This is a genomic window from Streptomyces flavofungini (assembly GCF_014650815.1).
In the GTDB taxonomy this organism is placed as follows: domain Bacteria; phylum Actinomycetota; class Actinomycetes; order Streptomycetales; family Streptomycetaceae; genus Streptomyces; species Streptomyces flavofungini.
The window spans coordinates 391,433-416,658 of sequence record NZ_BMVR01000001.1 but is presented as its reverse complement, the minus strand read 5'-3'; the positions used below and the strand labels follow the sequence as shown (position 1 = coordinate 416,658).

General features: G+C 71.9%; 18 protein-coding genes and 1 pseudogene. 12 read left to right on the top strand and 7 right to left on the bottom strand.

Going from position 1 to position 25,226, the window contains the following annotated elements:
• Positions 1–35 precede the first annotated feature (35 nt).
• Positions 36–524, bottom strand: a pseudogene (locus IE274_RS39220) (transposase family protein); the annotation flags it as partial.
• Positions 525–1,018: 494 nt separating this feature from the next.
• On the opposite strand from IE274_RS39220, the gene IE274_RS01720 reads away from it, so the two are divergent.
• A complete protein-coding gene (locus tag IE274_RS01720; RefSeq protein WP_190113719.1) occupies positions 1,019–3,643 on the top strand; it encodes a valine--tRNA ligase in 2,625 nt (874 codons plus the stop codon).
• Between the two features lie 104 nt (positions 3,644–3,747).
• On the opposite strand, the gene IE274_RS01715 is transcribed toward IE274_RS01720, so the two are convergent.
• The 5 genes from IE274_RS01715 to IE274_RS01695 form a co-directional block, all read right to left on the bottom strand.
• Positions 3,748–5,097 carry an XrtP-associated glycosyltransferase gene (locus IE274_RS01715; protein WP_190113718.1) on the bottom strand — a complete coding sequence of 450 codons (1,350 nt, stop codon included), beginning with the start codon at positions 5,095–5,097 and terminating at the stop codon, positions 3,748–3,750.
• Positions 5,098–5,258: 161 nt separating this feature from the next.
• A complete protein-coding gene (wecB, locus tag IE274_RS01710) occupies positions 5,259–6,404 on the bottom strand; it encodes a non-hydrolyzing UDP-N-acetylglucosamine 2-epimerase (protein WP_190114085.1) in 1,146 nt (381 codons plus the stop codon).
• A gap of 263 nt (positions 6,405–6,667) precedes the next feature.
• Positions 6,668–7,357 (bottom strand): response regulator transcription factor, encoded by a 690-nt coding sequence (locus IE274_RS01705; RefSeq protein WP_190113717.1) that lies wholly within the window; start codon positions 7,355–7,357, stop codon positions 6,668–6,670.
• Positions 7,354–8,496 (bottom strand): PAS domain-containing sensor histidine kinase, encoded by a 1,143-nt coding sequence (locus IE274_RS39985; RefSeq protein WP_190113716.1) that lies wholly within the window; start codon positions 8,494–8,496, stop codon positions 7,354–7,356. The genes IE274_RS01705 and IE274_RS39985 overlap by 4 nt, the downstream gene beginning before the upstream one ends.
• The gene (locus IE274_RS01695) at positions 8,493–9,131 is read right to left on the bottom strand and encodes a hypothetical protein (protein WP_190113715.1); all 639 of its coding nucleotides are present in this window, start codon (positions 9,129–9,131) and stop codon (positions 8,493–8,495) included. Before IE274_RS01695 ends, IE274_RS39985 begins: the two co-directional genes overlap by 4 nt.
• 228 nt (positions 9,132–9,359) lie before the next feature.
• Between IE274_RS01695 and IE274_RS01690 the strand changes: the two genes are divergently transcribed.
• On the top strand, positions 9,360–10,571 hold the full coding sequence (locus IE274_RS01690; protein WP_190113714.1) for a sensor histidine kinase: 1,212 nt from the start codon (positions 9,360–9,362) through the stop codon (positions 10,569–10,571).
• Between the two features lie 453 nt (positions 10,572–11,024).
• Here the strand turns inward: IE274_RS01690 and IE274_RS01685 are convergent, their stop codons facing one another.
• Entirely contained in the window at positions 11,025–12,032 is a 1,008-nt protein-coding gene (locus IE274_RS01685; protein WP_190113713.1) for a rod shape-determining protein, read from the bottom strand.
• Positions 12,033–12,187: 155 nt separating this feature from the next.
• On the opposite strand from IE274_RS01685, the gene folC reads away from it, so the two are divergent.
• The 10 genes from folC to IE274_RS01635 all read left to right on the top strand — a co-directional run bounded on the left by folC (position 12,188) and on the right by IE274_RS01635 (position 25,199).
• Positions 12,188–13,765, top strand: a complete 1,578-nt coding sequence (folC, locus tag IE274_RS01680; protein WP_372447249.1) for a bifunctional tetrahydrofolate synthase/dihydrofolate synthase — start codon at positions 12,188–12,190, stop codon at positions 13,763–13,765.
• A gap of 5 nt (positions 13,766–13,770) precedes the next feature.
• Entirely contained in the window at positions 13,771–14,154 is a 384-nt protein-coding gene (locus IE274_RS01675; RefSeq protein WP_190113712.1) for a DUF4233 domain-containing protein, read from the top strand.
• Between the two features lie 130 nt (positions 14,155–14,284).
• Positions 14,285–14,698 (top strand): nucleoside-diphosphate kinase, encoded by a 414-nt coding sequence (gene ndk / locus IE274_RS01670; protein WP_190113711.1) that lies wholly within the window; start codon positions 14,285–14,287, stop codon positions 14,696–14,698.
• A 419-nt stretch (positions 14,699–15,117) separates the two neighbouring features.
• Positions 15,118–16,137 (top strand): rod shape-determining protein, encoded by a 1,020-nt coding sequence (locus tag IE274_RS01665; protein WP_030362602.1) that lies wholly within the window; start codon positions 15,118–15,120, stop codon positions 16,135–16,137.
• Between the two features lie 253 nt (positions 16,138–16,390).
• Positions 16,391–17,344 carry a rod shape-determining protein MreC gene (gene mreC, locus IE274_RS01660; RefSeq protein ID WP_190113710.1) on the top strand — a complete coding sequence of 318 codons (954 nt, stop codon included), beginning with the start codon at positions 16,391–16,393 and terminating at the stop codon, positions 17,342–17,344.
• A gap of 16 nt (positions 17,345–17,360) precedes the next feature.
• Positions 17,361–18,035 (top strand): rod shape-determining protein MreD, encoded by a 675-nt coding sequence (gene mreD / locus IE274_RS01655; RefSeq protein ID WP_190113709.1) that lies wholly within the window; start codon positions 17,361–17,363, stop codon positions 18,033–18,035.
• Between the two features lie 100 nt (positions 18,036–18,135).
• Positions 18,136–20,310, top strand: coding sequence for a penicillin-binding protein 2 (mrdA, locus tag IE274_RS01650; protein ID WP_190113708.1), 2,175 nt, complete (start codon positions 18,136–18,138; stop codon positions 20,308–20,310).
• Between the two features lie 53 nt (positions 20,311–20,363).
• Positions 20,364–21,560, top strand: a complete 1,197-nt coding sequence (gene rodA, locus IE274_RS01645; RefSeq protein WP_190113707.1) for a rod shape-determining protein RodA — start codon at positions 20,364–20,366, stop codon at positions 21,558–21,560.
• Positions 21,561–21,606: 46 nt separating this feature from the next.
• Complete coding sequence (locus IE274_RS01640) at positions 21,607–23,166, top strand: CYTH and CHAD domain-containing protein (RefSeq protein WP_190113706.1); 1,560 nt, start codon at positions 21,607–21,609, stop codon at positions 23,164–23,166.
• A 95-nt stretch (positions 23,167–23,261) separates the two neighbouring features.
• Positions 23,262–25,199: a TIGR03960 family B12-binding radical SAM protein gene (locus IE274_RS01635; protein WP_190113705.1), complete on the top strand. Its 1,938-nt coding sequence runs from the start codon at positions 23,262–23,264 to the stop codon at positions 25,197–25,199.
• The last annotated feature ends 27 nt before the right edge of the window (positions 25,200–25,226 follow it).

The following is a 25,226-nucleotide window of genomic DNA, read 5'->3' as shown; positions in this document are numbered from 1 at the left end:
GATTCTGGTTTCGGGACCAGTCTGTGACACCGTTCCTAGTGACTGAGCGGGCGTGAGTCCTGTTTCCGGGACTCGTGCTCAGCCGCATGCCCCGAACGGTGCTGGGCACACTGGTCCCCCGCTTTCGGCCCACAGTCCGGTGGCACGCATCGTGTGCGCGGTCCGGGAACGTGGGGGCGGGGTTCCTCACACCCACGGGCACCCGAGGCGGCCTGGGCGGTCCGATGCCCCGCACCATCGCTCTGGTGATGAGGGGGCGGTGTCGTCCGTCGCCGGATCGGATGTCCGAGGGCGCGTCGCCCGACCGCGATGCTCGCCGCATCGTGCCGGGAAATCTTGCGGGTCGGGGTGGCCAGGGGGTTCTGCCAGTGCTGGGCACCCCATCGGGAGGTGTACGCCGGGTCCACCGCCACGATGCCGATGTCCTGCTCGGCGGCCATCGACACCAGCCGGGCGCGGAGTTTCGCGGTCGGGAAACGGGAGATCAGACGGCGGAAACGCTTGTTTCGGCCGTGCTGCTGCCTGCCCAGCGCGCCGAGGACTTCCCCGTCAGCTCCCGCTTGCGCACCGCCCACGAGGCCGCATCATGTCCCAGCCCTTGCTGGGACCGATCCGCCAGATCGCCAGCGGCCAGCGAACCGAGGAACCTTCCGACCTCGGCCAGCACCACCGCATCCGCCTCCGATATCCGCAGCCGGTCCCGGACAGCCACCCCGGAGGGTCCAGGCACCACGAACGGAGCCGTCAACTCCCTTAGCCTGCCCACCCGTTCACCCCACCCGGCCGAAGATCCGTCACGTTGGTCAACGAGCATCACCCGTAACGGTCACCCATTCGATCTAGGAACTTCCGTTCTCATCCTGAAAGGGGAGTCAGAGCACGCGTCATGACAGAGGAGACCCCCCCGGTACCCGGCCGGACAGCCGGGCCCGGCCCGGCCGAGAAGCTCCCTCGCCCTCACTGAGAGTGACTCCAGCACAGTACGCGGGCAGCAGTTCCCAACCCCTAAACTGGGCGCGTGACCGAGAACGCTCAGCAGCAGCCGCCAGCGACCGCCCCCGAACTCCCGACGCAGTACGCGCCGTCCGAGGTAGAAGGGGCGCTGTACGAGCGCTGGGTGGAGCGCGGTTACTTCGACGCGGACGCGAGCAGCGAGAAGCCGCCGTTCACCGTCGTCATCCCGCCGCCCAACGTCACCGGCAGCCTGCACCTGGGCCACGCCTTCGAGCACACCCTCATCGACGCCCTCACCCGCCGCAAGCGCATGCAGGGCTTCGAGGTGCTGTGGCAGCCCGGCATGGACCACGCCGGTATCGCCACCCAGAACGTCGTCGAGCGCGAGCTCGGCAAGGAGGGCAAGTCCCGGCACGACCTCGGCCGCGAGGCCTTCGTCGAGCGCGTCTGGCAGTGGAAGGGCGAGTCCGGCGGGCAGATCTCCGGCCAGATGCGCCGCCTCGGCGACGGCGTCGCCTGGTCCCGTGAGCGCTTCACCATGGACGAGGGCCTCTCCAAGGCCGTCCAGACGATCTTCAAGCGGCTCTTCGAGGACGAGCTGATCTACCGCGCCGAGCGCATCATCAACTGGTGCCCGCGCTGCCTGACCGCCATCTCGGACATCGAGGTGGAGTACCAGGACGACGACGGCGAGCTCGTGTCGATGACGTACGGGGAGGGCGACGAGACGATCGTCGTCGCGACCACCCGCGCCGAGACCATGCTCGGTGACACGGCCGTCGCCGTGCACCCCGAGGACGAGCGGTACAAGCACCTCGTCGGCAAGCAGATCAAGCTGCCGCTGACCGACCGCTCCATCCCCGTCGTCGCCGACGAGCACGTCGACCCCGAGTTCGGCACCGGCGCCGTCAAGGTGACGCCCGCCCACGACCCGAACGACTTCGAGATCGGCCAGCGCCACAGCCTGCCGAACATCGCGGTCATGGACGAGCACGCCATCATCACCGTCCCCGGCCCCTTCCAGGGCCTGGACCGCCTGGAGGCCCGCTCCGCGATCGTCGGCGCCCTGCGCGCCGAGGGCCGCATCGTCGCCGAGAAGCGCCCGTACTCGCACTCGGTCGGCCACTGCTCCCGCTGCAAGACCACCATCGAGCCCCGGCTCTCCATGCAGTGGTGGGTCAAGGTCGGCCCGCTCGCCCAGGCCGCCGGTGACGCGGTCCGCGACGGCCAGGTCAAGATCCACCCGCAGGAGATGGAGAAGCGCTACTTCGACTGGGTCGACAACCTCCACGACTGGTGCATCTCGCGCCAGCTCTGGTGGGGCCACCGCATCCCCGTCTGGTACGGCCCGAACGGCGAGGTCGTCTGCGTCGGACCCGACGAGGAGCCGCCCACCGGCGAGGGCTGGACGCAGGACACCGACGTCCTCGACACCTGGTTCTCCTCCGGCCTGTGGCCGTTCTCCACGCTCGGCTGGCCGGAGAAGACCGACAGCCTCGCGAAGTTCTACCCGAACTCCGTCCTGGTCACCGGCTACGACATCCTCTTCTTCTGGGTCGCCCGGATGATGATGTTCGGCCTGTACGCGATGGACGGCACCCCGCCGTTCCACACCATCGCCCTGCACGGCATGGTCCGCGACCAGTTCGGCAAGAAGATGTCGAAGTCCTTCGGCAACGCGGTCAACCCGCTGGACTGGATGGACAAGTACGGCTCCGACGCGCTGCGCTTCACGCTCGCCCGCGGCGCCAACCCGGGCGTGGACGTGCCGATCGGTGAGGACTGGGTGCAGGGCTCCCGGAACTTCGCCAACAAGATCTGGAACGCCACCCGCTTCGCGCTCATGAACGGCGCCACGGTCGAGGGCCCGCTGCCGGACGCCGCCGACATGTCGGCGACGGACCGCTGGATCCTCTCCCGCCTGAACTCGGTGGTCGCCGAGGTCGACGCGTACTACGAGGACTACCAGTTCGCGAAGCTCTCCGACTCCCTCTTCCACTTCGCCTGGGACGAGGTCTTCGACTGGTACGTCGAGCTGTCGAAGACGACGTTCATGGCGGGCGGCCCGGCCGCCGAGGTCAGCAAGCGCGTCCTCGGCGAGGTCCTGGACGTCACGCTGCGCCTGCTGCACCCGGTCGTGCCGTTCGTGACGGAGACCCTGTGGACCACGCTCACGGGCGGAGAGTCCGTGGTCGTCGCCGCGTGGCCCAAGGACAGCGGCTTCCGGGACGCGGGCGCCGAGAAGGAGATCCTCTCCCTCCAGGACCTGGTCACCGAGGTCCGCCGGTTCCGCGCCGACCAGGGCCTGCAGCCCGGCCAGAAGGTCCCGGCCCGCCTCACCCTGGACGGCACGCCGTTCGCCCCGCACGAGGCCGCAGTCCGCCAGCTCCTGCGCCTCCAGCCCGAGGGCGAGTCCTTCGCGGCGACGGCGACGCTGCCGGTGGCGGGCGCGAGCGTCGCCCTCGACCTGTCCGGCACGATCGACGTGGCGGCGGAGCGCAAGCGCCTCGCCAAGGACCTGGCCGGTGCCGAGAAGGAGAAGGCCCAGGCCACGGCCAAGCTCGGCAACGAGGCGTTCCTCGCCAAGGCGCCGGACAACGTCGTGGACAAGATCCGCGGTCGGCTCGCCAAGGCCGAGGAGGACATCGCCCGCCTCCAGACGCAGCTGGACAACCTCCCGGCCGCGTAAGGCAGTTCAGGCATACGCGAACGAAGGCGCCCGGAACCGTTCGGTTCCGGGCGCCTTCGTCTTCGTACCGCCGTCGCCGTCGTAGTCTTCGTACCCCCGGCCGCTCAGGCCTCGGTGGCCACCGGCCCCGTGCCCACGGACTCCGCGTTGCGGCGGGTCTTCGCCCAGCCGTTGCGGCCCCGCAGCAGGCGCAGGAAGCCGCGCGCCGACACGATGAACACGTGGTACGCGTACACCCACAGGGCCAGCCCCCACAGCAGGCCGGTGAGGCGGGAGCGGTCCGGGGCGAAGTCCCGGCGGTAGAGCGGGCCCCAGGCCACGAACGGCAGCACCGACAGGGCGCACAGGACCAGGATCAGCGGCCAGTTGCCGAGGAACGCGTCCCGCATCGAGCCGCCCGCGACGACCGCGCCGAGCAGCAGCACGCTCAGGACGAGCGTGGCGACGTGCGCGAGGGGCTGCATGAACGTGTACAGGGTCTCCAGGACGCCCCGGCCCGAGTAGTGCCGGGAGCCGACGATGCGGGGCGCGTAGCGCACGCACTGCAGGTTGCCCTGGGCCCAGCGGGTGCGCTGGGTGAGGAAGCGCCGGGCGCGCGGCAGGCCCTCCTGCGAGACGTAGGTGTCGGCGATGTGGGCGACGCGGTAGCCGCCGAGGATCATGTGCAGGCCCAGCTCGTAGTCCTCCAGGAGCGCGTCGCGCTGCCAGGGGCGGCGCTCGGCGGCGGCGATGCGGTCGAGCGCGCTGAGCCGCGTGAACTGGCCGTTGCCGCCGAGACCGACGGAGCCGGTACGGCCGCGCAGCAGCTGCATCCCCGCGTTGGACACCGCGAACTCCATGTCCTGCATGCGCACGAGCAGTCGCGCGAAGGCGTTGGCGACGCGGCCGTGCTCCGCCAGCGGACGCGGCTCGGTGACGTTGCGCATCCGCACGCTGACCTGCACCCCGCCCATCTCCGGGTCGCCGAAGCCGGTCTCGCCGCTGACCCGCGCGAGCGCGTCCGGAGCCAGGCGGCCGTCCGCGTCGACGACGCACACGACGGCCCGGGAGCGGTCGGCGTCGGCGGGCAGGAAGTCGTTCAGGGCCGCGTACGCCGAGTTGAGGGCCGCGCCCTTGCCGATGCGGGCGTCGGGGCGGCGGCGCGAGACCAGGTGCACATGGCTGTCGCCGTCGGCGAGCGCGGTCACGACGGCTGCGGTGGTGTCGTCGCTGTCGTCGTCGACCACCCAGACGTGGGCGGCCGGGAAGTCGGTGCGCAGTTGCGTGACGGTCGTGCCGATGACGGTTTCCTCGTCGCGGCACGGCACGAAGAAGTGCCAGTCGAAGGCCGCCGGGTCGCCGTCCGGGGTGGGCTTGCGGCGCGTGTACGCGCGCCGGGCCCCGGCCCAGTACAGGAGGAAGCAGGCGAGCAGGAAGAACGGCAGGGCGTAGAGCAGGTGGTGGGGGGTGAGCACGGGGTCCTCGGGGTGGTGGGGGAGTACGCGGCGGGTCGGGTGGGGGTTTCCGAGCCCGTCCGGTGAGCGGGGGCAGGTGAGCCCGTCCGGCGATTGAGGACGAGGCCCGAAGGACCGGAAGGGCGGGGGACAGGGGGGTGCAGCCCCCTAGGTGCGGCCGGTCAGGCGGCGACGGAGAGGCGGCCGGGCTGCTGCCCGGAGGCCATCGCGCCGAGGAGCGCCACGATCCGCTGCGAGGCGAGCCCGTCCCCGAACGGGGAGGGGGCGGCCGTCAGGCGCCGCAGTCCGGCCTCGCCCTCGGCGAGCCGACGCCGGACGGCCCGGCCGATGGCCCGCCCGGGGGCGACCAGCTCGGCGAAGCCGGAGTCCATGGCCTCGGGCCGCTCGGTGGAGCGGCGCACGACGACGAGGGGCCGGCCGAGCACCGTGGTCTCCTCCTGGACACCCCCCGAGTCGGAGACGAGGACGGCGGCGTGCCGGGCCAGCGCGAGGAACTCCCCGTACCCGAGCGGTGGCAGCGGCGTGAGCACGGCGAGCAGGTGCCCCAGACCGGCGGCCTCCAGGCGGGCCTTCGTGCGCGGGTGCACGGCGAAGAGGACCGGCAGGTCGGCGGCCAGGGCGGCCAGCTCGGAGAGGATCGCGCGCAGGGCGGCCGGGTCGTCGGTGTTCTCCGGGCGGTGCACGGTGGCGAGGACGTAGCGGTCGGCGGTGACGCCGTGCGCGGCGAGCAGCGCGGCACGCTCCTCGGCGGCGGGCAGATGCTCCTGTACGGCCTCGACGACCGTGTTGCCCGTGACCGCGACGCGTCCGGACGGGACGCCCTCGGCGCGCAGCAGGTCCCGGTTGTCCTCGGTGGCCGCGCACAGCACGTCCGCGAGCTGGTCGATGACGATGCGGTTGTGCTCCTCGGGCATCGCGCGGTCGTGGCTGCGCAGGCCCGCCTCCACGTGTACGAGGGGGATGCCGCGGGAGTTCGCCGCGAGCGCCCCGGCGAGGGAGGCGTTCGTGTCGCCCTGCACCACCACGGCCAGCGGCGGCTCCGCCGCGAACAGCGCGTCGAGCTGCGTGAGGGCGGCGGAGATCTGTACGGCGCGGGGCTTGCCGCCGACGCCCTCCAGGAGGGTCGGCTCCGGCAGGCCCAGCTCGGTGAGGAAACGGCCCGACAGGTCGGCGTCGTAGTGCTGGCCCGTGTGGACCAGGTGCGCGGCGGGGCCGAGGAGACGGACCAGGTGGGCGAGCTTGACCAGCTCGGGGCGGGTGCCGAGGACGATGGCCACGGAGCGCTGGGGCAGCGGGGGCGTGGGCATGGGGGTCACCGGGGCGGCGGGCGTCACGGGGTGGGCTCCTGGCGGGTGCGGGGTGCGGCGGACTCCAGGAGCGTGGGGGGTGTGGGTTGCCGGGGCGGGGTGCCGTCGGTTGCTCGACGGTTGCGAGCCTTCGGCCGAGGCTGGTTCAGGGCTTAGGCCCTGGCCCATGGGTCCCGGGAGGCCGGGACCTTTGGCCCAGGAGCCGGTACCTGATGGGGGCTGCGCCCCCGTTCCCCCGCCTGTCGGCGCTCCGCGCCTCGTCCTCAATCGCCGGACGGGCTTGTGTCCCGGTACCGGTAGCCCATGCCCCTGACCGACTCCAAGGGGTCCTCGCTGTCCCCGACAGCCAGCTTTCTGCGCAGGCGCAGCACCGCGAACTTCACGCGTTCGCGGCCCGTCGCGTCGGGGTCGTCCCAGACCAGGTCCAGGAGCTGTTCGGTGGTGACCACGCGGCCGCGGTTGCGGACGAGGACTTCGAGGAGGCGGTACTCGATGGCGCTCAGGCGGGTCTCGTGACCCTGCCAGACAGCCGAACGGCGTTCGGGGACGAGGCGGAGGCCCGCTTCGACGTAGTCGCCGCGCCAGTGCTCGGGGTTGCTGCGGCGTAGCAGGGCCTCGACGCGGGCGAGGAGTTCCACGTGGTCGAAGGGCTTGCAGAGGTAGTCGTCGGCGCCGGAGCGCAGGCCGCGGACGCGTTCGGCGGGGCTGGTGCGGCCGGAGAGGATCAGGACGGGCAGGTCGGTGAGGTCGCGGGTGCGGTCGAGGACCTCCCAGCCGTCGAGGCCCGGCAGGACCAGGTCGAGGACCATGAGGGCGGGCCGCCGGGCGAAGAGGAGGCGCAGCGCCGCCTGGCCGTCGTCGGCGGTCACGACCTCGTACCCGGCGCGGGTGAACAGGACGCGCAGCGCGAGCCCGAGGTCGGGGTCGTCCTCGACGAGCAGCAGGCAGGTCATGCCGGGCCGCTCCCCGGCGGGCCCCCGGCGGGCAGCCACACCTCGACGGCGGTGCCGTGGCCCTCGGCGCTGTGCAGGGTGACCGTGCCCGCGTGCTGCCGGACGGCGTCGCGGACGACGCTGAGGCCGAGCCCGGTGCCGGGGTAGGGGCCGCGGCGGGCGTTGGGGGCGCGCACGAACTCGGTGAACACCTCTTCGTGGAACTCCTTGGGGATGCCGATGCCGTCGTCGCGTACGACGAACTCCCACCCGGGGGTGCCGGGGCCGTCGTGCGGGCGGGCGGTGACGGTGACGCTGCCGCCCGCGGGCGTGAACTTCACGGCGTTGTCGAGCAGCGCGGCCAGGGCCCGCTCCAGCTGGTCGGCGTCGGCGACGAGCGGGGGGCGCTCGGCGGGCAGGCCGAGGCTGACGAAGACGCCGCCGCGGGTGGCGAGGGGGGTGGTGTCGGCGACGAGGCGGGTGAGGAGGGGGCCGGGGTCGAGGGGGGCGTAGGCGGGCGGGGTGGTGCCGGCGGCCTGGGCGTAGCGGTGCAGGAGGCCGTCGGCCATGTCGTGCATGCGCTGGGCGCCGCGTCGGATGGTGTCGACGTACTCGCGCTGGGCGGCGGTGAGGGTGCCCGCGGCCGGGTCGGCGAGGAGCTCGCAGAAGGTGAGCACGGTGGCCAGCGGGGTGCGCAGCTCGTGGGAGGTGCGGGCGGCGAACTCGGCGCGGTCGCGGGCCAGTTCGCCGAGGGTGTCGATGTGCCGGTGCAGGTCGTCCTCGTGGCGGCGCTGGTCGGTGACGTCCTCGACGAGCCACAGGACGCCGAGGCGGGTGGCGCCGGTGTCGATCGGCTGGCGGCTGCGGCGCAGGATGCGGCCGTCGACCAGGCGCAGCTCCGCCTTGCGGACGAACTGGCCGCGCAGCGCGCGCGCCGACGCGACGTCCAGGTCAGGAAGCAGCCGCGCCATCGCCTCGGCGATGGGCTCGGCCGAGGCGCCCGTCGACAGGTCGACGCCCTCGATCCCGCACACCGTCGCGAACTGCGGGTTGGCCGCGATCACTTGGCCGTCCTCGCTGACGAGCAGCGCCCCGAGCGGGATCGCGCGGAGCACCGCGTCGCTGTACGGGGCGTGCAGGCCCCGCGGCTCAGCCGTCATGCGGCGGGCTCGGCCACCGGCGCCCCCACCGGTCCCGGTCCCGGCGTGGGCGCGAGGCCGAGGCGCTCCAGTTCGGCGTCCGCGAGCGCGTCGAGCACGCGCGGGTCGGCGCTGCGCCAGCCCTCGGCGAGGCTGCCGGGCGTCGCGTCCGGCAGGCCGGGGGTGCCCGCGAGGGCGGCGGCGGTCACGGCCACCTCGTCGAGGGGACGCAGCAGGGAGCGCAGGGCGAGGAGTTCGCGGCCGTCGTCGGACTCGGCGAGCTCCCGCGCGGCGGCGGCCTGCCGGACCCAGCGCAGGCGGCGCGGCAGCCAGCGGGCGAGGACCAGGCCGACGGGCACCAGGAGCAGGGCGACCGCGCTCACCACCAGCCCGGCGCGCATCGTCACCGGGTCGATGTCGTCCACGACGCCCACCACGGAGCGCAGCGTGGCGCGCACGTCGTCGCCGACCAGCGGCAGGCGCGCGGCGGGTGAGCCGGAGGAGGCGACGCCCGAGTCCGGGCCCGGGCGGGTGAGGAGGACGGCGAGGCGGTACGCGACGACCGCGGCGGCGGTCCAGGCAGCGGTCCACAGCAGGACCGCGGCGTCACCGGCGAGCTGGCGGGTCCGTCGACCCGGATTCTGGGCATACCACATGGTCGTATTGGAACGCCGGGTCTCACGGGGGCGCGTCTGCCGCGCCGGGGGTACACCCGTTTCGCGGGGGGCGGGGTGCTCCTGGCCGGGGTGGGTGCCGGTCGCGCTGGGTGCTTGGGGGCGCCCCCGGACGCGGTGAGGCTCGGCGCCGCCGTCCGGTGGCCGGGGGACATCAAGGCCAAAAGTCCGATGTGTCGGGGGCGCGGGGCCAGGGATGATGGGAGGGATATGTACGACCTGCCCGCCGCCGAGGCGCTACGCAAGGCGGCGGCCGCGGCCCGTCGCCTCGCTCGGCGTTGCGCCCGCGAACCCCGGGCCCTGGACGTGCTCACCGCCCTGGCCTGCCTCGCCCTGATGGCCCTGGACGTCCCGGGCCTCGCGGCGCAGGACAACTCCCTCAACGGCGTCATGGCCGCCCTGGTCCTCGCGGCGGGCGCGTCGTCGCTGCTGCTGCGGCGAGCGGTCCCCTGGGTGCCGTTCCTCGTCGCGCTGGTGCTGCTCGGCTGGCTGCACGAGCTGACGCTCGCGCAGTTCGCGCTGTACTCGCTGGGGCGGTACCGGGGGCGGCTCGCCGGGGCGGTGGGGGTCGTCGCGTACATCTCGTTCGCGTACGTGATGTTCACCCTGCCCGGCTGGCCCGTGCACCGCGGGGACACCCTCAGCGAATTCCTCAGCCTGGTCGTGCCGATCGGGGTCCTCGCCGCGGGGGTGGGCGTCGCGGCCAACCGGCAGGACCTCGTACGGGAGCTCCAGGCCCAGCGGGCCGCGACCCAGGCCCTTGAAGCCGTCCAGCAGGAGCGGCTGCGGATCGCCCGGGACGTGCACGACTTCGTCGGACGCGAGCTGACCCTGCTGAGCGTGCGCTCGCAGGTCCTCGCCCGGCGGGCCGGGGCGACGCCGTACGCGGCCGGGTTCGACGAGCTGTCGGAGACCGCGCGGTCGGCGCACCGGATGCTCAACGAGATCATCGTCCAGCGGGGGGTCGACGGGGCGCCCACACCCGGCCTTGAGGCGCTGCCCGAGCTGGCCGCCGCGAGCGGGCGCGCGGGCAGTCCCGTCGAGCTGCTCGTCGACGGCGCCGCCTACCGGCTGTCGCCGCTGCGGCAGGCCGCGGTGCACCGGGTGGTGCAGGAGTGCCTCACCAACGCGGCCAAGCACGCGCCGGGGGAGCTGGTCGAGGTCCGCGTACAGGTGGCCGGGGACCGCCTCGGGGTGCGGGTGCGCAACGCCTTGCCGACGGGCGCGGGGACCGCTTCGCCGGGGGCGGCGGGCGTCGGCCCCGCGGGCGCCGGGGCGGGGGGCGTGGTGCCCGTGTCCGCCGGGATCGGGACGGCCGGGATGGCGGAGCGGGTCCGGGCGGTGGGCGGCACGTTCGTGGCGGGTCCTCGCGGGGGCGCGTACGTGGTCGAGGCCGACCTCCCCTCCGGCGACCTCACCTGACCGCGTCCGGGGCGGCCGCCGGGTCGCGCTGTGCGCTGGTCCTCAAGCGCCGGACGGGCTGTTCCCCACCCGCCCGCCCTTCATCCACTGCTGTGGGGCGGGTCTGCAGCCACTTCTGCTGCTGCGGGGGTGATCCCGACCGCGTCCGGGGCCGCCCCCGATCGCCCTCCGGGCTCGTCCTCAAGCTCCCCCAAGCCCTGCATGAGCAGGGGGGGACCCACGACGGGCTGATTGACCTCCTGCTGGGGGTTGGGGCACCCAGAGCCGCGAAAACAGCCCGTCCGGCGCTTGAGGACGAGCGCGCAGAGCGATCGGGGGCCACCCCGGCCCGGGGCACCTCCACCCCGAGGGGCACCCCTCGGCCCACGGCGAACCCCCGTCCCAGGGACACCCCGCCCGGAGGGACGTACCCCCGGCCCACGGCCGGCCCCCGTCCCCGGCCCGCCCGGAGGGCTACGCCGCGGACATGACCCGCTCCAGCCCGTCGAAGTCCTCCACGCACTTCCCGCAGCCCAGCGCCACGCTGTCCAGCGGGTCGTCGGCGACGAAGACGGGGATGCCGGTGGCGGAGGCGAGACGGAGGTCGAGGCCGGGGAGGAGCGCGCCGCCGCCGGTGAGGACGATGCCGTGTTCCATGACGTCGCCGGACAGCTCGGGCGGGCACTCCTCCAGGGTGGTGCGCACCGCGGCGATGATGGCCTCGACGGGCTCGTCGAGCGCGGCACGCACCTCCCGCACGGTCAGGTCCACCGTCTTGGGCAGCCCGCCGACCTTCTCCCGCCCCCGCACGGTGAACGTCCGCATCTCGAAGGCGTCCTCGCCCGGCACCGGCCACGCCGACCCGATGGCGACCTTGACGTCCTCGGCGGTGCGCTCGCCGATGAGGAGGGAGTGCTCGCGGCGTACGTAGTCGGTGATCGCCGTGTCGAGCCGGTCCCCGCCGACCCGCAGGGACTGCGCCGTGACGATCCCGCCGAGGGAGATCACGGCGACCTCGGACGTACCGCCGCCGATGTCCACGATCATCGACCCGCGCGGCTCGGCCACCGGCAGACCCGCCCCGATGGCCGCGGCCATCGGCTCCTCGACGAGGTGGACGGCCCGCGCCCCGGCCCGCTGCGAGGCGTGCACGATGGCGCGCCGCTCGACCTGGGTGACGCCGCTGGGCACGCAGATCACCATCCGCGTACGGGGCCTGCGCCCGGGCACTGCCTTGCGCACGAAGTGCCGGATCATCTCCTCGGCGGCTTCGAAGTCGCTGATCACGCCGTCCTTGAGGGGGCGGATCGCGGTGATGGAGCCGGGGGTGCGCCCGATGGTCTCCTTGGCCTCCGTCCCGACGGCCAGCGCGTGGCGGGCGCCCGCCTTGACGGCGACCACGGACGGCTCGTTGAGCACGATGCCCTGACCGCGTACGTAGAGAAGGGTGTTGGCGGTGCCGAGGTCGATGCCTATGTCCATGATCGCCAAGTTTGCCCGGTGGGAGCGGGACACGGAGGGACCAAAGTCCCGAATCGGACGGGGCGAAGGTCCTGAGGGGGCCTGGAGGGCCCACGGGCACCGCGACGGGCCGGTCCCCACGGCCGCTGTCAGCACTCCTCCGTAGACTGGCGTACGTGAGCGACCTCCCTCCGAACGACAGCCAGCGCGATGACGACGACGAGCGCGGACCCGCCGACGAGATCGGCGGGACCGGTGCGAGCAGTGGGCTCGACGAGTTCGACCAGATCGTCGGGGCCGAGACCGACCGCGACCCCGACCTCGCCGTCATCGAGGCCGGCAGCCGCACCCTGCGCACCCAGGGGAGCCCGCCCGAGGCCGACGTCCCGGTCCGCCCGGCCGACCCGGAGGTGGACAGGGCGCTGCGCGCCGTCGAGGCGGAGCTCGCCGACCGCTGGGGTGAGACCAAGCTGGAGCCGTCGGTCACCCGCATCGCGGCCCTGATGGACGTCCTGGGCGAGCCCCAGCGGGCGTACCCCTCGATCCACATCACGGGGACGAACGGCAAGACGTCCACGGCCCGCATGGTCGAGGCCCTCCTCGGCGCCTTCGAACTGCGCACCGGGCGGTACACGTCCCCGCACGTCCAGTCGATCACCGAGCGCATCAGCCTGGACGGCGCCCCCATCAGCGCCGAGCGCTTCATCGAGGCATACGAGGACATCAAGCCGTACGTGGAGCTGGTCGACGCCAAGGAGGAGTTCCGGCTCTCCTTCTTCGAGATCATGACCGGCATGGCGTACGCCGCCTTCGCGGACGCCCCCGTGGACGTCGCCGTCGTCGAGGTCGGCATGGGCGGCACCTGGGACGCGACGAACGTCATCGACGCCGCCGTCGCCGTCGTCACCCCCATCGACCTGGACCACACCGACCGCCTCGGCACCACGCCCGCCGAGATCGCCACCGAGAAGTCCGGCATCATCAAGCCGGACGCCACGGTCATCCTGGCCCAGCAGCCCGTCGAGGCCGCCCAGGTGCTCCTGAAGAAGGCCGTCGAGGTGGACGCGACGGTCGCCCGCGCGGGCCTGGAGTTCGGCGTCGCGAGCCGCCAGATCGCCGTCGGCGGCCAGCTCCTCACCCTGCGCGGCCTCGGCGGGGCGGCCAACGAGTACACCGAGGTGTTCCTGCCCCTGCACGGCGAGCACCAGGCGCACAACGCCGCGGTGGCCCTCGCCGCCGTGGAGGCGTTCTTCGGCATCGGCGCCCAGCACGCCCGCCCGCTGGACATCGAGACCGTCCGCAAGGCCTTCGCCACCGTCACCTCGCCCGGCCGCCTCGAAGTCGTCCGCCGCTCGCCCACCGTCGTCCTGGACGCCGCGCACAACCCCGCGGGCGCCCGCGCCGCAGCCGGGGCGATCGGCGAGGTCTTCGACTTCAGCCGCCTCATCGGCGTGATCGGCGTCAGCGACGGCAAGAACGCCCGCGGCATCCTGGAGGCCTTCGAGCCGATCTTCGCCGAGGTCGTCATCACGCAGAACTCCAGCCACCGCGCCCAGGACGTCGACGAGCTCGCGGGTCTCGCCGTCGAGGTCTTCGGCGAGGACCGCGTGCAGGTCGAGCCGCGCCTGCCGGACGCCCTGGAGGCCGCGATCACCCTGGCCGAGGAGGAGGGGGAGTTCGCCGGCGGCGGCGTCCTCGTCACCGGCTCCGTCATCACCGTCGGCGAGGCCCGACTGCTCCTGGGGAGGGGCTGACCGCTGTGCGTACGCTCTGTTCGTCGACCTTGATCGGCGAGTTCCTGGTCATCGGCTTCGCCGGTCTCGTCGCCATGAAGGACCCGGACCTGGAGATGAGCACCGTCTGGACGGTCTGCGGCGTCGCCATGGCGCTGTCCGTCCTGCTGTGCGGCATGGTCACCCGGCCGGGCGGTGTCCAGCTCGGCTGGGCCCTGCAGATCGCGCTGATCGCCAGCGGAGTGGTGGTCCCGATGATGTTCTTCATGGGCGCGATGTTCGCCGCCCTGTGGTGGGCGTCGGTGCACTTCGGCCGAAAGATCGACGAGGCCAAGGCGCGGTTCGCGGCGATGGCGGAGGCGGACGGCGCGGACGCGGCGGCGGGCGGGGCGGCGCCGTCCGGGGGCTGAGGCCCGCGCCATGGGCCTGTTCCCGGCCGCCCCTGGCCGGTTCCCGGCCGGTGGCCACACTGCGTAGCGGCCCCGGTATCGTGCGGGCATTCCCACGGAACCGTAAAAACACCTCTTGGAGCCGCACACCATGAGCGAGCGCACTCTCGTCCTCCTCAAGCCGGACGCCGTCCGCCGAGGCCTGATCGGCGAGATCATCGGCCGTATCGAGCGCAAGGCGGGCTGGACCATCTCCGCGCTCGAACTGCGCTCGCTCGACCAGGCGACGCTGGAGCAGCACTACGGCGAGCACCAGGGCAAGCCGTTCTACGAGCCCCTGGTCGCCTTCATGGCCTCCGGCCCCGTCGTCGCCCTCGTGGTCGAGGGCGAGCGGGTCATCGAGGGCGTGCGCGCGCTCGCCGGGCCGACCGACCCGATCGCCGCCGCCCCCGGCTCCATCCGCGGCGACTTCGGTGTGATCGTGCGCGAGAACCTGATCCACGCCTCGGACTCCGCGGAGTCCGCCGAGCGCGAGCTGAAGATCTTCTTCCCGAGCGCTGTCTGAACCTCGCTCCGACGGCGCCGTCCGAGCCTCGCCCGGACGGCACCGTCCGACCCGTGGACGACGCGTCAGGAATCCCGCGGTACTCCATCAGGATTCTTTGACGGCGCCATCGCCACGAGGCCCCCGAAGACGCTGACCGAAGGCCCGTGAGGCGCTTCTCGCAAGGCCGGGACGGCCGGAGAAATCCGGCCGTCCCTTGGCATATGCGGCCCGATTGGGGGAACCCGTGCCCCTGATGGCACGTCTCCAGAAGCGGGGCGGCTCATCATCTGCTGACAATGGCGCAGACCCTCGCGCCGTGTCCGTGCGGGCGAGACTACGATGGAAGCCTCCACGCCACTCAGCACCCACCTCGCCTACCTAACAAGCCATCACACGCTCCACTAGGGAAGGCCAGACGCATCCTCATGGGGAACAACATGTCGTTCATCGGCCGTGACATGGCTGTCGACCTCGGGACCGCCAACACGCTGGTGTACGTCAGGGGTCGGGGGATCGTACTCAACGAACCGTCCGTCGTCGCGATCAACACCAACACCGGCGGCATCCTCGCGGTCGGCGCCGAAGCGAAGAAGATGATCGGGCGCACGCCCGGCAACATCGTCGCCGTGCGCCCGCTGAAGGACGGCGTCATCGCCGACTTCGAGATCACCGAGCGGATGCTGCGCTACTTCATCCTGAAGATCCACAAGCGCCGCTATCTGGCCCGCCCGCGCGTGGTGGTCTGTGTGCCCTCCGGCATCACCGGCGTCGAGCGCCGCGCCGTCATCGAGGCCTCCTCGCAGGCCGGTGCCCGCCAGGTGCACATCATCGAGGAGCCCATGGCCGCCGCGATCGGCTCGGGCCTGCCGGTCCACGAGGCCACCGGCAACATGGTGGTGGACATCGGCGGCGGCACCACCGAGGTGGCCGTCATCAGCCTCGGCGGAATCGTCACGGCACAGTCCATCCGGGTGGCCGGCGACGAGCTGGACAACGCGATCATCCAGCACATCAAGAAGGAGTACTCCCTCCTCCTCGGCGAGCGCACCGCGGAGCAGATCAAGATCACCATCGGCTCCGCGTACGACATGGACGCCGACGAGCACACCGAGATCCGCGGCCGCGACCTGGTCTCCGGCCTGCCCAAGACCGTCGTGATCTCCGCCGCCGAGGTCCGCAAGGCCATCGAGGAGCCGGTCAACGCGATCGTCGACGCGGTGAAGACCACGCTCGACAAGTGCCCGCCCGAGCTCTCCGGCGACGTCATGGACCGCGGCATCGTCCTGACCGGCGGCGGCGCCCTGCTCCGCGGCCTGGACGAGCGCCTGCGCCGCGAGACCGGCATGCCGATCCACATCGCCGAGGACCCGCTGGACAGCGTGGCGCTCGGCTCCGGCAAGTGCGTCGAGGAGTTCGAGGCGCTCCAGCAGGTTCTGGACGCCCAGCCGCGCAGATGATGTGACGCGTCAATGTCCGCCGTACGAGTGCCTGCCACCTCGTGCGGCGGATCGTTGATATAGAGGCAACACTGAGGGAACCCACAATTCCGCGAGCACTCGCCTGCTCGCGGTTTCATAGATTTCTGTTCAGTGGATTCCCGACCTGTTCAGACTGTTCACACTGTTCGGGCTGTTCGGACTCTTCAGTCCGTTCGGTCCGGTCAGTGGAATTTCCGCAGATTCCGACTTGAGGAAGGCACGGCCGCCGCACGTGAGGGACACACGAGAGAGCCGGCTGCTCCTGGTGCTGCTGATCGCCATCGCGTTCGCTCTGATCACGGTGGACATCCGCGGCGGCGAGGACTCGCCGGTCGACGGTGCCCGACAGGCCGCCGCCACGGTCTTCGGCCCCGTCGAGGACGGCATGTCGTCCGCCGTCGACCCCATCGGCAACGCGATCGGAGCGGTCCGCGACTCCGGCGACCGGCACGACCGCATCGCCGAACTGGAGCGCCAGAACGCCGCGTTGAAGGCGAAACTCGGCAGCGACGACCGCAACCGCAGCCGCGTCGCGCAGCTCGACTCCATGCTGAAGAAGGCCGGCGCGGGACAGTACGGCATCAAGGGCGCGGAGGTCATCGGCATAGGAGCGGCCCAGGGCTTCTCCTGGACCGTCACCATCGACGCCGGTGCCAACGACGGCCTGAAGCGGGACATGACGGTGCTCAACGGCGACGGCCTGGTCGGCCGCGTCACCACCGTCGGCCCGTCCACCGCCACCGTCCTGCTCGCCAACGACCCCGACTTCACCGTCGGCACCCGGATGGAGAAGACCGACGAGCTCGGCTTCGCCTCCGGCCAGGGCGACCGCCCGCTGCGGGTCCAGCTGCTCAACGGCAAGGCCAAGGTCAAGAAGGGCGACCGCCTGGTGACCTTCGGCTCCCAGGCCGACAAGCCGTTCGTGCCGGGCGTCCCGGTCGGCGAGGTCGTCCGCGTCGACCCCTCCGGCGGCGACCTCACCCGCAACGTCTACGTCCGCCCCTACGTCGGCTTCACCAAGCTCGACGTCGTCGGCGTGGTCGTCGAGGCCCCGCGCGAGGACCCCCGCGACACCGTCCTCCCGCCCAAGCCGGCCAAGCCGAAACCCGCCCCGACGGTGACGGTCACGGCCACGCCGTCCGGGGAGCCCCCGGCCGACGGCGCAGACAACGGCAACGAGCAGTAGGAGCACTGACACCCCCATGCGCTTCAACCGGATCCTGCTCTCCAGCACCCTCGTCGTCGTCGCCCTCGTCATCCAGGTCAGCGTCCTCGCCCGGCTCCAACTGCCCGGCGCCGTCCCCGACCTGGTGCTGCTCACCGTCCTGGCCCTGGCCCTGGTCTACGGCCACACCGGCGGCGCCCTGATCGGCTTCGGCGCGGGCCTGCTCACCGACCTCGCCCCGCCCGCCGACCACGCCGCCGGGCGCTACGCCCTGGTCCTGTGCGTCATCGGCTACCTGGCAGGACTCGCCAAACCCGAGACCGGCCGGCTGCGCTCGGCCAGCGGCCCCCTCGTCGTCGTGGTCAGCTCCGCCATCGGCTCCACGCTCCTGTACGCGGGCGTGGGCGCCCTCGTCGGCGACGACGCGGCCCGCCATGTGGGCCTCGGCGGGCTGCTCTTCACGGCCGCGCTGTACGACCTGCTGCTCGCGCCGTTCACCATCCCGCTGATCATCGCGCTCGCCCGGCGCGCCGAGAACGATCCGCTCGGGGAGACCGGCGCCAACGCCAAGGCCGCCGACGTCTCCTCCGGCTGGCTCTCCTCCGGCACCGGCCTGAGCATCGGCAACCAGCGCGGCAGCGGCCTGCGCATGAAGGCCGCCAAGGCCCGCATGGCCCGCGCCGGACGCATCAAGGGGGTCAAGCGCCTATGAGCGCGCAGCAGCCGACGTACGCACGGCCGACGGCGCCCGGCACCGGGGGAGCGGTGACCAGGGCGGCCGGCACGGCAGTCACCAGGGGAGGAGTGCAGCAGTGACCAACATCCCGGAGACGGGCCGCACCCCGCGCGTCCAGATCCGTCTCGTCATCATCCAGATCCTCGTCGTCTCGCTGCTCCTCACCCTCGGCGGCCGCCTGTGGTACCTCCAGGTCCGCAACGGTGCCGAGTACGCCGAGGAGGCCTCCGGCAACCACGTCCAGCAGGTCGTCCAGCCCGCCGTGCGCGGCGCGATCCTCGACGCCCGCGGCGTGCCCATCGCCGACAACCAGACCCGCCTCGTCGTCTCCGCGTCCCGCACGGACCTGATGAAGATGCCGGACGACGGCAAGGCCGTCCTCGACAAGCTCGCCGGGGTCCTCGACATGACCCCCAAGGACGTCGCCGACAAGGTCCGCCTCTGCGACTCCAAGACCCCCCAGCCCTGCTGGAACGGCTCGCCGTACCAGCCCATCCCGATCACCGACGAGGCCACGCCCAAGCAGGCCCTGCAGATCCGGGAGCGCTCCGAGGACTTCCCCGGCATCACCGCCGAGCCCACCGCCGTGCGCCGCTACCCCGCGCCCGGCAAGTCCAACACCGCGCAGGTCCTCGGCTACCTCTCGCCCGTCACCGACGACGAGATCAACAAGGCCAAGGACTCCGACTCGCCCTACCTGCGCTCCGACCAGGTCGGCCGCTCCGGTCTCGAGCGCACCTACGACAAGCAGCTGCGCGGCAAGGCCGGCGTCACCCGCTACGAGGTCGACAACCTCGGCCGGGTGATAGGGAAGGCCGACTCCGACCGCGCCGAGCCCGGCTCCAACGTCGTCACCAGCATCGACGCGCGCGTGCAGGCCGTGTCCGAGTACTGGCTGAACGACGCGATGAAGAAGGCCCGGGACGAGTTCGACGACAACACCGGCGAGAACTACAAGGCCGACGCGGGCGCCGTCGTCGTCATGGAGAACAAGACCGGGCGCATCGTCTCCATGGCCTCCAACCCCACCTACGACCCGAACGCCTGGGTCGGCGGCATCTCCGGCAAGGACTACACCCGCCTCACCGGCAAGAAGTCCAACTACCCGCTGCTGAACCGGGCCATCCAGGGCCAGGCCGCCCCCGGCTCGATCTTCAAGGTCATCCCGACCACCGCCGCCGTCAACGCGGGCTACGAGTTCAACGGCCGCTACCCGTGCCCCAGCTCGTACTCCATCGGCGGCCAGGTCTTCAAGAACTTCGAGTCCCAGGGCCACGGCTCCATCTCCCTCGGCCAGGCCCTGGAGGTGTCCTGCGACACCGTCTACTACAAGCTGTCGCACGACGAATGGCGCAAGGACGGCGGCAACAAGCCGAAGACGGACGCCAAGGACTGGTTCTACAAGACCGCCCACCAGTTCGGCCTCGGCAAGGAGACCGGCGTCGACCTGCCCAACGAGGTCAGCGGCCGCGTCCCGGACCGCCAGTGGAAGAAGGACTACTGGGGTGCCAACAAGGACGCCTGGTGCAAGCAGGGCAAGAAGGACGGCGAGTACGCCGAGCGCATCGCCTACGAGAACTGCCTCGAAGGCATGAAGATGCGCGCCGGTGACTCCGTCAACTACTCCATCGGCCAGGGCGACACCCTCGTCACGCCGATCCAGATGGCCACCATCTACTCGGCCATCGCCAACGGCGGCACCATGTACAACCCGACCGTCGGCAAGGCGATCATCAGCGGCGACGGCAAGCGCGTCGAGGAGATCAAGCCCGAGTCCCACGGCAAGCTGCCCATGGACGCGGCGCTGCGCAAGGACATAGACGGTGCCCTCGCGGACGTCGCGACCAAGGGAACCGCCGCCTGGCGCTTCGGCGGCTGGCCCCAGGACAAGATCCCGATGCACGCCAAGACGGGTACCGCCGAGGTCTACGGCAAGCAGACGACGTCGTGGTTCGCCACGTACACCAAGGACTACTCGATCGTGATGACGATCTCCCAGGGCGGTACCGGCTCCGGCGCCTCCGGGCCCGCCGTCCGCAAGATCTACGACGCCATCTACGGCCTGGACGACAGCGGCAACCAGGACCTGAAGAAGGCCCTGCTGCCCGAGCCGCAGAAGTCCCTGCCCAAGATCGAGGCCGACGGCTCCATCGACGCCCCGAAGATCAAGCCGTTCAAGCCCGGCAAGCCCAAGCCGCCGAACGAGCAGACCCAACTGGCCGGGCCCCCGGCCGCCGGGAGGCGTGACTAGTCCATGGCCCACCCGTCTCCCACCACCGCCCTTCCGACGAATGGGCCGCGCCCATGACCATGAACGGTGGCTTCTCCGTCTCGGGCTACGGCCCCGAACGCTCCACGCTCTCCCGCCTGTTCGCCCGCGACTCGATACTGCGCAGGCTCGACTGGGTGATGCTGCTCGCCGCCCTCGCGCTCTCCGTGATCGGCTCCGCGCTCGTCTACTCGGCGACCCGCAACCGCACGGAACTCGTCGGCGACGACCCGTACGCCTTCCTGATCAAGCACGTCGTGAACATCGGCATCGGCCTGGCCCTGATGACCGCCACGGTCTGGCTCGGTCACCGCAACCTGCGCACGGCCGTGCCGATCCTCTACGGCATCTCGGTCTTCATGGTGCTGCTCGTGCTCACCCCGCTCGGCGCGACCATCAACGGCGCCCACGCCTGGATCGTGGTGGCCGGGTTCTCGCTGCAGCCCTCCGAGTTCGTCAAGATCACCATCATCCTGGGCATGGCGATGCTCCTCGCGGCCCGCGTCGACGCGGGCGACAAGGACCGCCCCGACCACCGCACGGTGCTGCAGGCCCTCGGCCTCGCCACCGTCCCGATACTGATCGTCCTGCTCATGCCGGACCTCGGCTCGGTCATGGTCATGGTGATGATCGTGCTCGGTGTGCTGCTCGCCTCCGGCGCCTCCAACCGCTGGGTCTTCGGCCTGCTCGGCACGGGCGCCCTCGGCGGCGTCGCCATCTGGCAGCTCGGCGTCCTCGACGACTACCAGATCGCCCGCTTCGCGGCCTTCGCCAACCCCGCCCTCGACCCGGCGGGCGTCGGCTACAACACCAACCAGGCCCGCATCGCGATCGGCTCCGGCGGCCTCACCGGCACCGGCCTCACCAAGGGCTCCCAGACCACCGGCCAGTTCGTCCCCGAACAGCAGACGGACTTCGTCTTCACCGTCGCCGGCGAGGAACTGGGCTTCGTCGGCGCGGGCGCCATCCTGCTGCTCCTCGGCGTCGTCCTCTGGCGCGCCTGCCGCATCGCCCGCGAGACCACCGAGCTGTACGGCACCGTCGTCGCCGCCGGGATCATCGCCTGGTTCGCCTTCCAGGCCTTCGAGAACATCGGCATGACCCTCGGCATCATGCCCGTCGCCGGTCTGCCCCTGCCGTTCGTGTCCTACGGTGGCACCTCCATGTTCGCGGTCTGGCTGGCCGTGGGCCTACTCCAGTCGATCAAGGTGGAAAGACCGCTCTCGGCATAGCGGCCGGGGTCTGCCCAAGACGGCCGATCGCGTCTAGATTCGGTTCATGGCGGACACGAAGCGCGAGCGTGAGATCGAGCGGAAGTACGACGCCGACGCCCCCGGTGGGCTCCCCGACCTCAGGGGAGTCGCCGGGGTGGCCGACGTCCTCGACAAGGGCGTCGCCGACCTGGACGCGGTCTACTACGACACCGCCGACCAGCGCCTCGCGGCGGCCGCCATCACGCTGCGCCGCCGCACCGGCGGCCACGACGCGGGCTGGCACCTGAAACTCCCCGTGCCCGAGATCGAGGGCGCCCGCGACGAGGTGCACGCCCCCCTGTCCGACGACGTCCCCCGCGCCCTCCTCGGCCTGGTCCGCTCCCGCGTCCGCGAGGCGCCCCTCACCCCGGTCGTCCGCCTCCGTTCCGCCCGCGACCTGCGTCACCTCGTCGACACCGACGGCACCCTCCTCGCCGAGCTCAGCGTCGACGCCGTCCGCGCCGACCGCCTGGACGGCACCACGGCCACCGCGTCCTGGTCGGAGATCGAGGTGGAACTGGCCCCGAACGGCGACCCCCACCTCCTGGACAAGGTGGAGAAGAGACTCCGCAAGGCGGGCGTACGCAGGTCGACGTCCAAGTCGAAGCTGGCACGGGCCCTGGCCGAGACGGCGGCGAAGGAGCCCCTTGCCGCTGTGGGCAGTCGTCCCGGCGAGCAGCCCGAGCCCCAGCTGAACCCCGACGCAGCGGGCACCCAAGTCCTCGCCTACCTCCGCGAGCAGCGAAACGCCCTGGTCGACCTCGACCCCGCGGTCCGCCAGGACCTCCCCGACTCCGTCCACCAGATGCGGGTGGCGACCCGCAGGACCCGCAGCGCCTTCAAGACGTACAGCAAGATCCTCGACCGCGCGGTCACGGACCCGATCGGCGAGGAGCTGAAGTGGCTGGCGGCCGAGCTGGGCGTGGACCGCGACCGAGAGGTCCTCACCGAACGCCTGACGGCCGCCCTGACGGACATCCCCCGCACCCTCCTCCTGGGCCCGGTCCGCGGCAGACTGCGCCGGTGGACGGCGGCGGGCCACGCGGGCTCGCGCCGCAAGACGGTCGCCGTGCTCGACAGCAGGCGCTACCTGGCCCTGCTCGACGGCCTGGACGCCCTCCTGGCCGACCCTCCGCTCCGCAAGACCGCGCGGACCCCCGCCGCCGAGGCCCTGCCCACGGCGGTCCTGAAGGACTACGACCGCCTCGCGACCCGCGTGGACCACGCGCTCGCCGTGCCCCCCGGCACGGACCGGGACCTGGCGATGCACGAGGCCCGCAAGGCGGCGAAGCGGGCCAGGTACGCGGGGGAGGCGGCGACCCCCGCCCTCGGCGACCCCGCGGCCCGCTTCGCCAAGGGGATGAAGGCCGTGCAGAAGGTCCTCGGCGACCACCAGGACTCCGTGGTGGCCCGCGAGGCCCTGCGCGACCTGGCGATCCAGGCGCACGGGGCGGGCGAGTCGGCGTTCGTGTGGGGGCTGCTGTACGGCCGCGAGGAGGCGGCCGCGGCGGCCCGGGAGCGGGAGCTGGTGGGCGTGTGGGAGCGCGCGTCGCGGCCGAAGGCGCGGGCGGCGCTCGGCGGCTAGCGCCGGGCGCGGGGGTCGGCCGATCGGGGTACGGGGACGGGTCCGGGCCACGTTAGGCTTGAGGGTCACCCCTGTCAGCTCACGAAGGTCCAGCGATGTCTGTCGAGTCGGTTTTCCCGCAGCTCGAAGCCCTGCTCCCGCATGTGCAGAAGCCGATCCAGTACGTGGGCGGTGAGCTCAACTCCACCGTCAAGGCGTGGGACGAGTGCGACGTCCGCTGGGCCCTCATGTACCCGGACGCGTACGAGGTCGGTCTGCCCAACCAGGGCGTCATGATCCTTTACGAGGTACTGAACGAGCGCCCGGGCGTCCTCGCCGAGCGCACGTACAGCGTCTGGCCGGACCTCGAAGCGCTGATGCGCGAGCACCGGGTCCCGCAGTTCACGGTGGACGCCCACCGCCCGGTGAAGGCCTTCGACGTGTTCGGCCTGTCCTTCTCCACGGAGCTGGGCTACACGAACATGCTGACCGCCCTGGACCTCGCGGGCATCCCGCTGGAGTCCAAGGACCGCGGCCTGGACGACCCGATCGTCCTCGCGGGCGGTCATGCCGCGTTCAACCCCGAGCCGATCGCGGAGTTCATCGACGCGGCGATCATCGGCGACGGCGAGCAGGCCGTGCTCGACATGACGGAGATCATCCGCGCCTGGAAGGCTGAGGGCCGCCCCGGCGGCCGCGAAGAGGTCCTGTTCCGCCTCGCGCGCACCGGCAGTGTCTACATCCCGGCGTTCTACGACGTGGAGTACCTGCCGGACGGCCGCATCGGCCGTGTCGTACCGAACAAGTCCGGTGTCCCGTGGCGTGTGTCCAAGCACACCGTCATGGACCTCGACGAGTGGCCCTACCCGAAGCAGCCCCTGGTGCCGCTCGCCGAGACCGTGCACGAGCGGATGTCGGTGGAGATCTTCCGCGGCTGCACGCGCGGCTGCCGCTTCTGCCAGGCGGGCATGATCACCCGCCCGGTGCGCGAGCGCTCCATCACGGGCATCGGCGAGATGGTCGAGAAGGGGCTGAAGGCGACCGGCTTCGAGGAGGTCGGCCTGCTGTCCCTGTCCTCCGCCGACCACACCGAGATCGCCGAGGTCGCCAAGGGCCTCGCCGACCGGTACGAGGAGGACAAGATCGGCCTGTCCCTCCCGTCCACCCGTGTGGACGCCTTCAACGTCGACCTCGCCAACGAGCTGACCCGCAACGGCCGCCGCTCCGGCCTCACCTTCGCCCCCGAGGGCGGCAGTGAGCGCATGCGCAAGGTCATCAACAAGATGGTCTCCGAAGAGGACCTGATCCGCACCGTCGCCACCGCGTACGGCAACGGCTGGCGCCAGGTGAAGCTGTACTTCATGTGCGGCCTGCCCACCGAGACCGACGAGGACGTCCTGCAGATCGCCGACATGGCGATGAACGTCATCCAGAAGGGCCGCGAGGTCTCCGGCTCCAACGACATCCGCTGCACGGTCTCCATCGGCGGCTTCGTGCCCAAGCCGCACACGCCGTTCCAGTGGGCCCCGCAGCTCTCCGCCGCGGAGACCGACGCCCGCCTGGAGAAGCTCCGCGACAAGATCCGCGGCGACAAGAAGTACGGCCGCTCCATCGGCTTCCGCTACCACGACGGCAAGCCCGGCATCGTCGAGGGCCTGCTCTCCCGCGGCGACCGCCGTCTCGCCGCCGTGATCCGCGCCGTCTACGAGGACGGCGGCCGCTTCGACGGCTGGCGCGAGTACTTCAGCTACGAGCGCTGGATGCGGTGCGCCGAGAAGACGCTGCCCGAGGTGGGCCTGGACGTCGACTGGTACACGACGCGCGAGCGCACGTACGAAGAGGTGCTGCCCTGGGACCACCTGGACTCCGGTCTCGACAAGGACTGGCTCTGGGAGGACTGGCAGGACGCGCTCGACGAGACCGAGGTCGACGACTGCCGCTGGACGCCGTGCTTCGACTGCGGTGTCTGCCCCGCCATGCAGACGGAGATCCAAGTGGGGCCGACGGGCAAGAAGTTGCTGCCGCTGTCGGTGAAGACGCCCGCCGTGAAGTGAGCCCCCCGGCGACGTGGGCGGGACGCC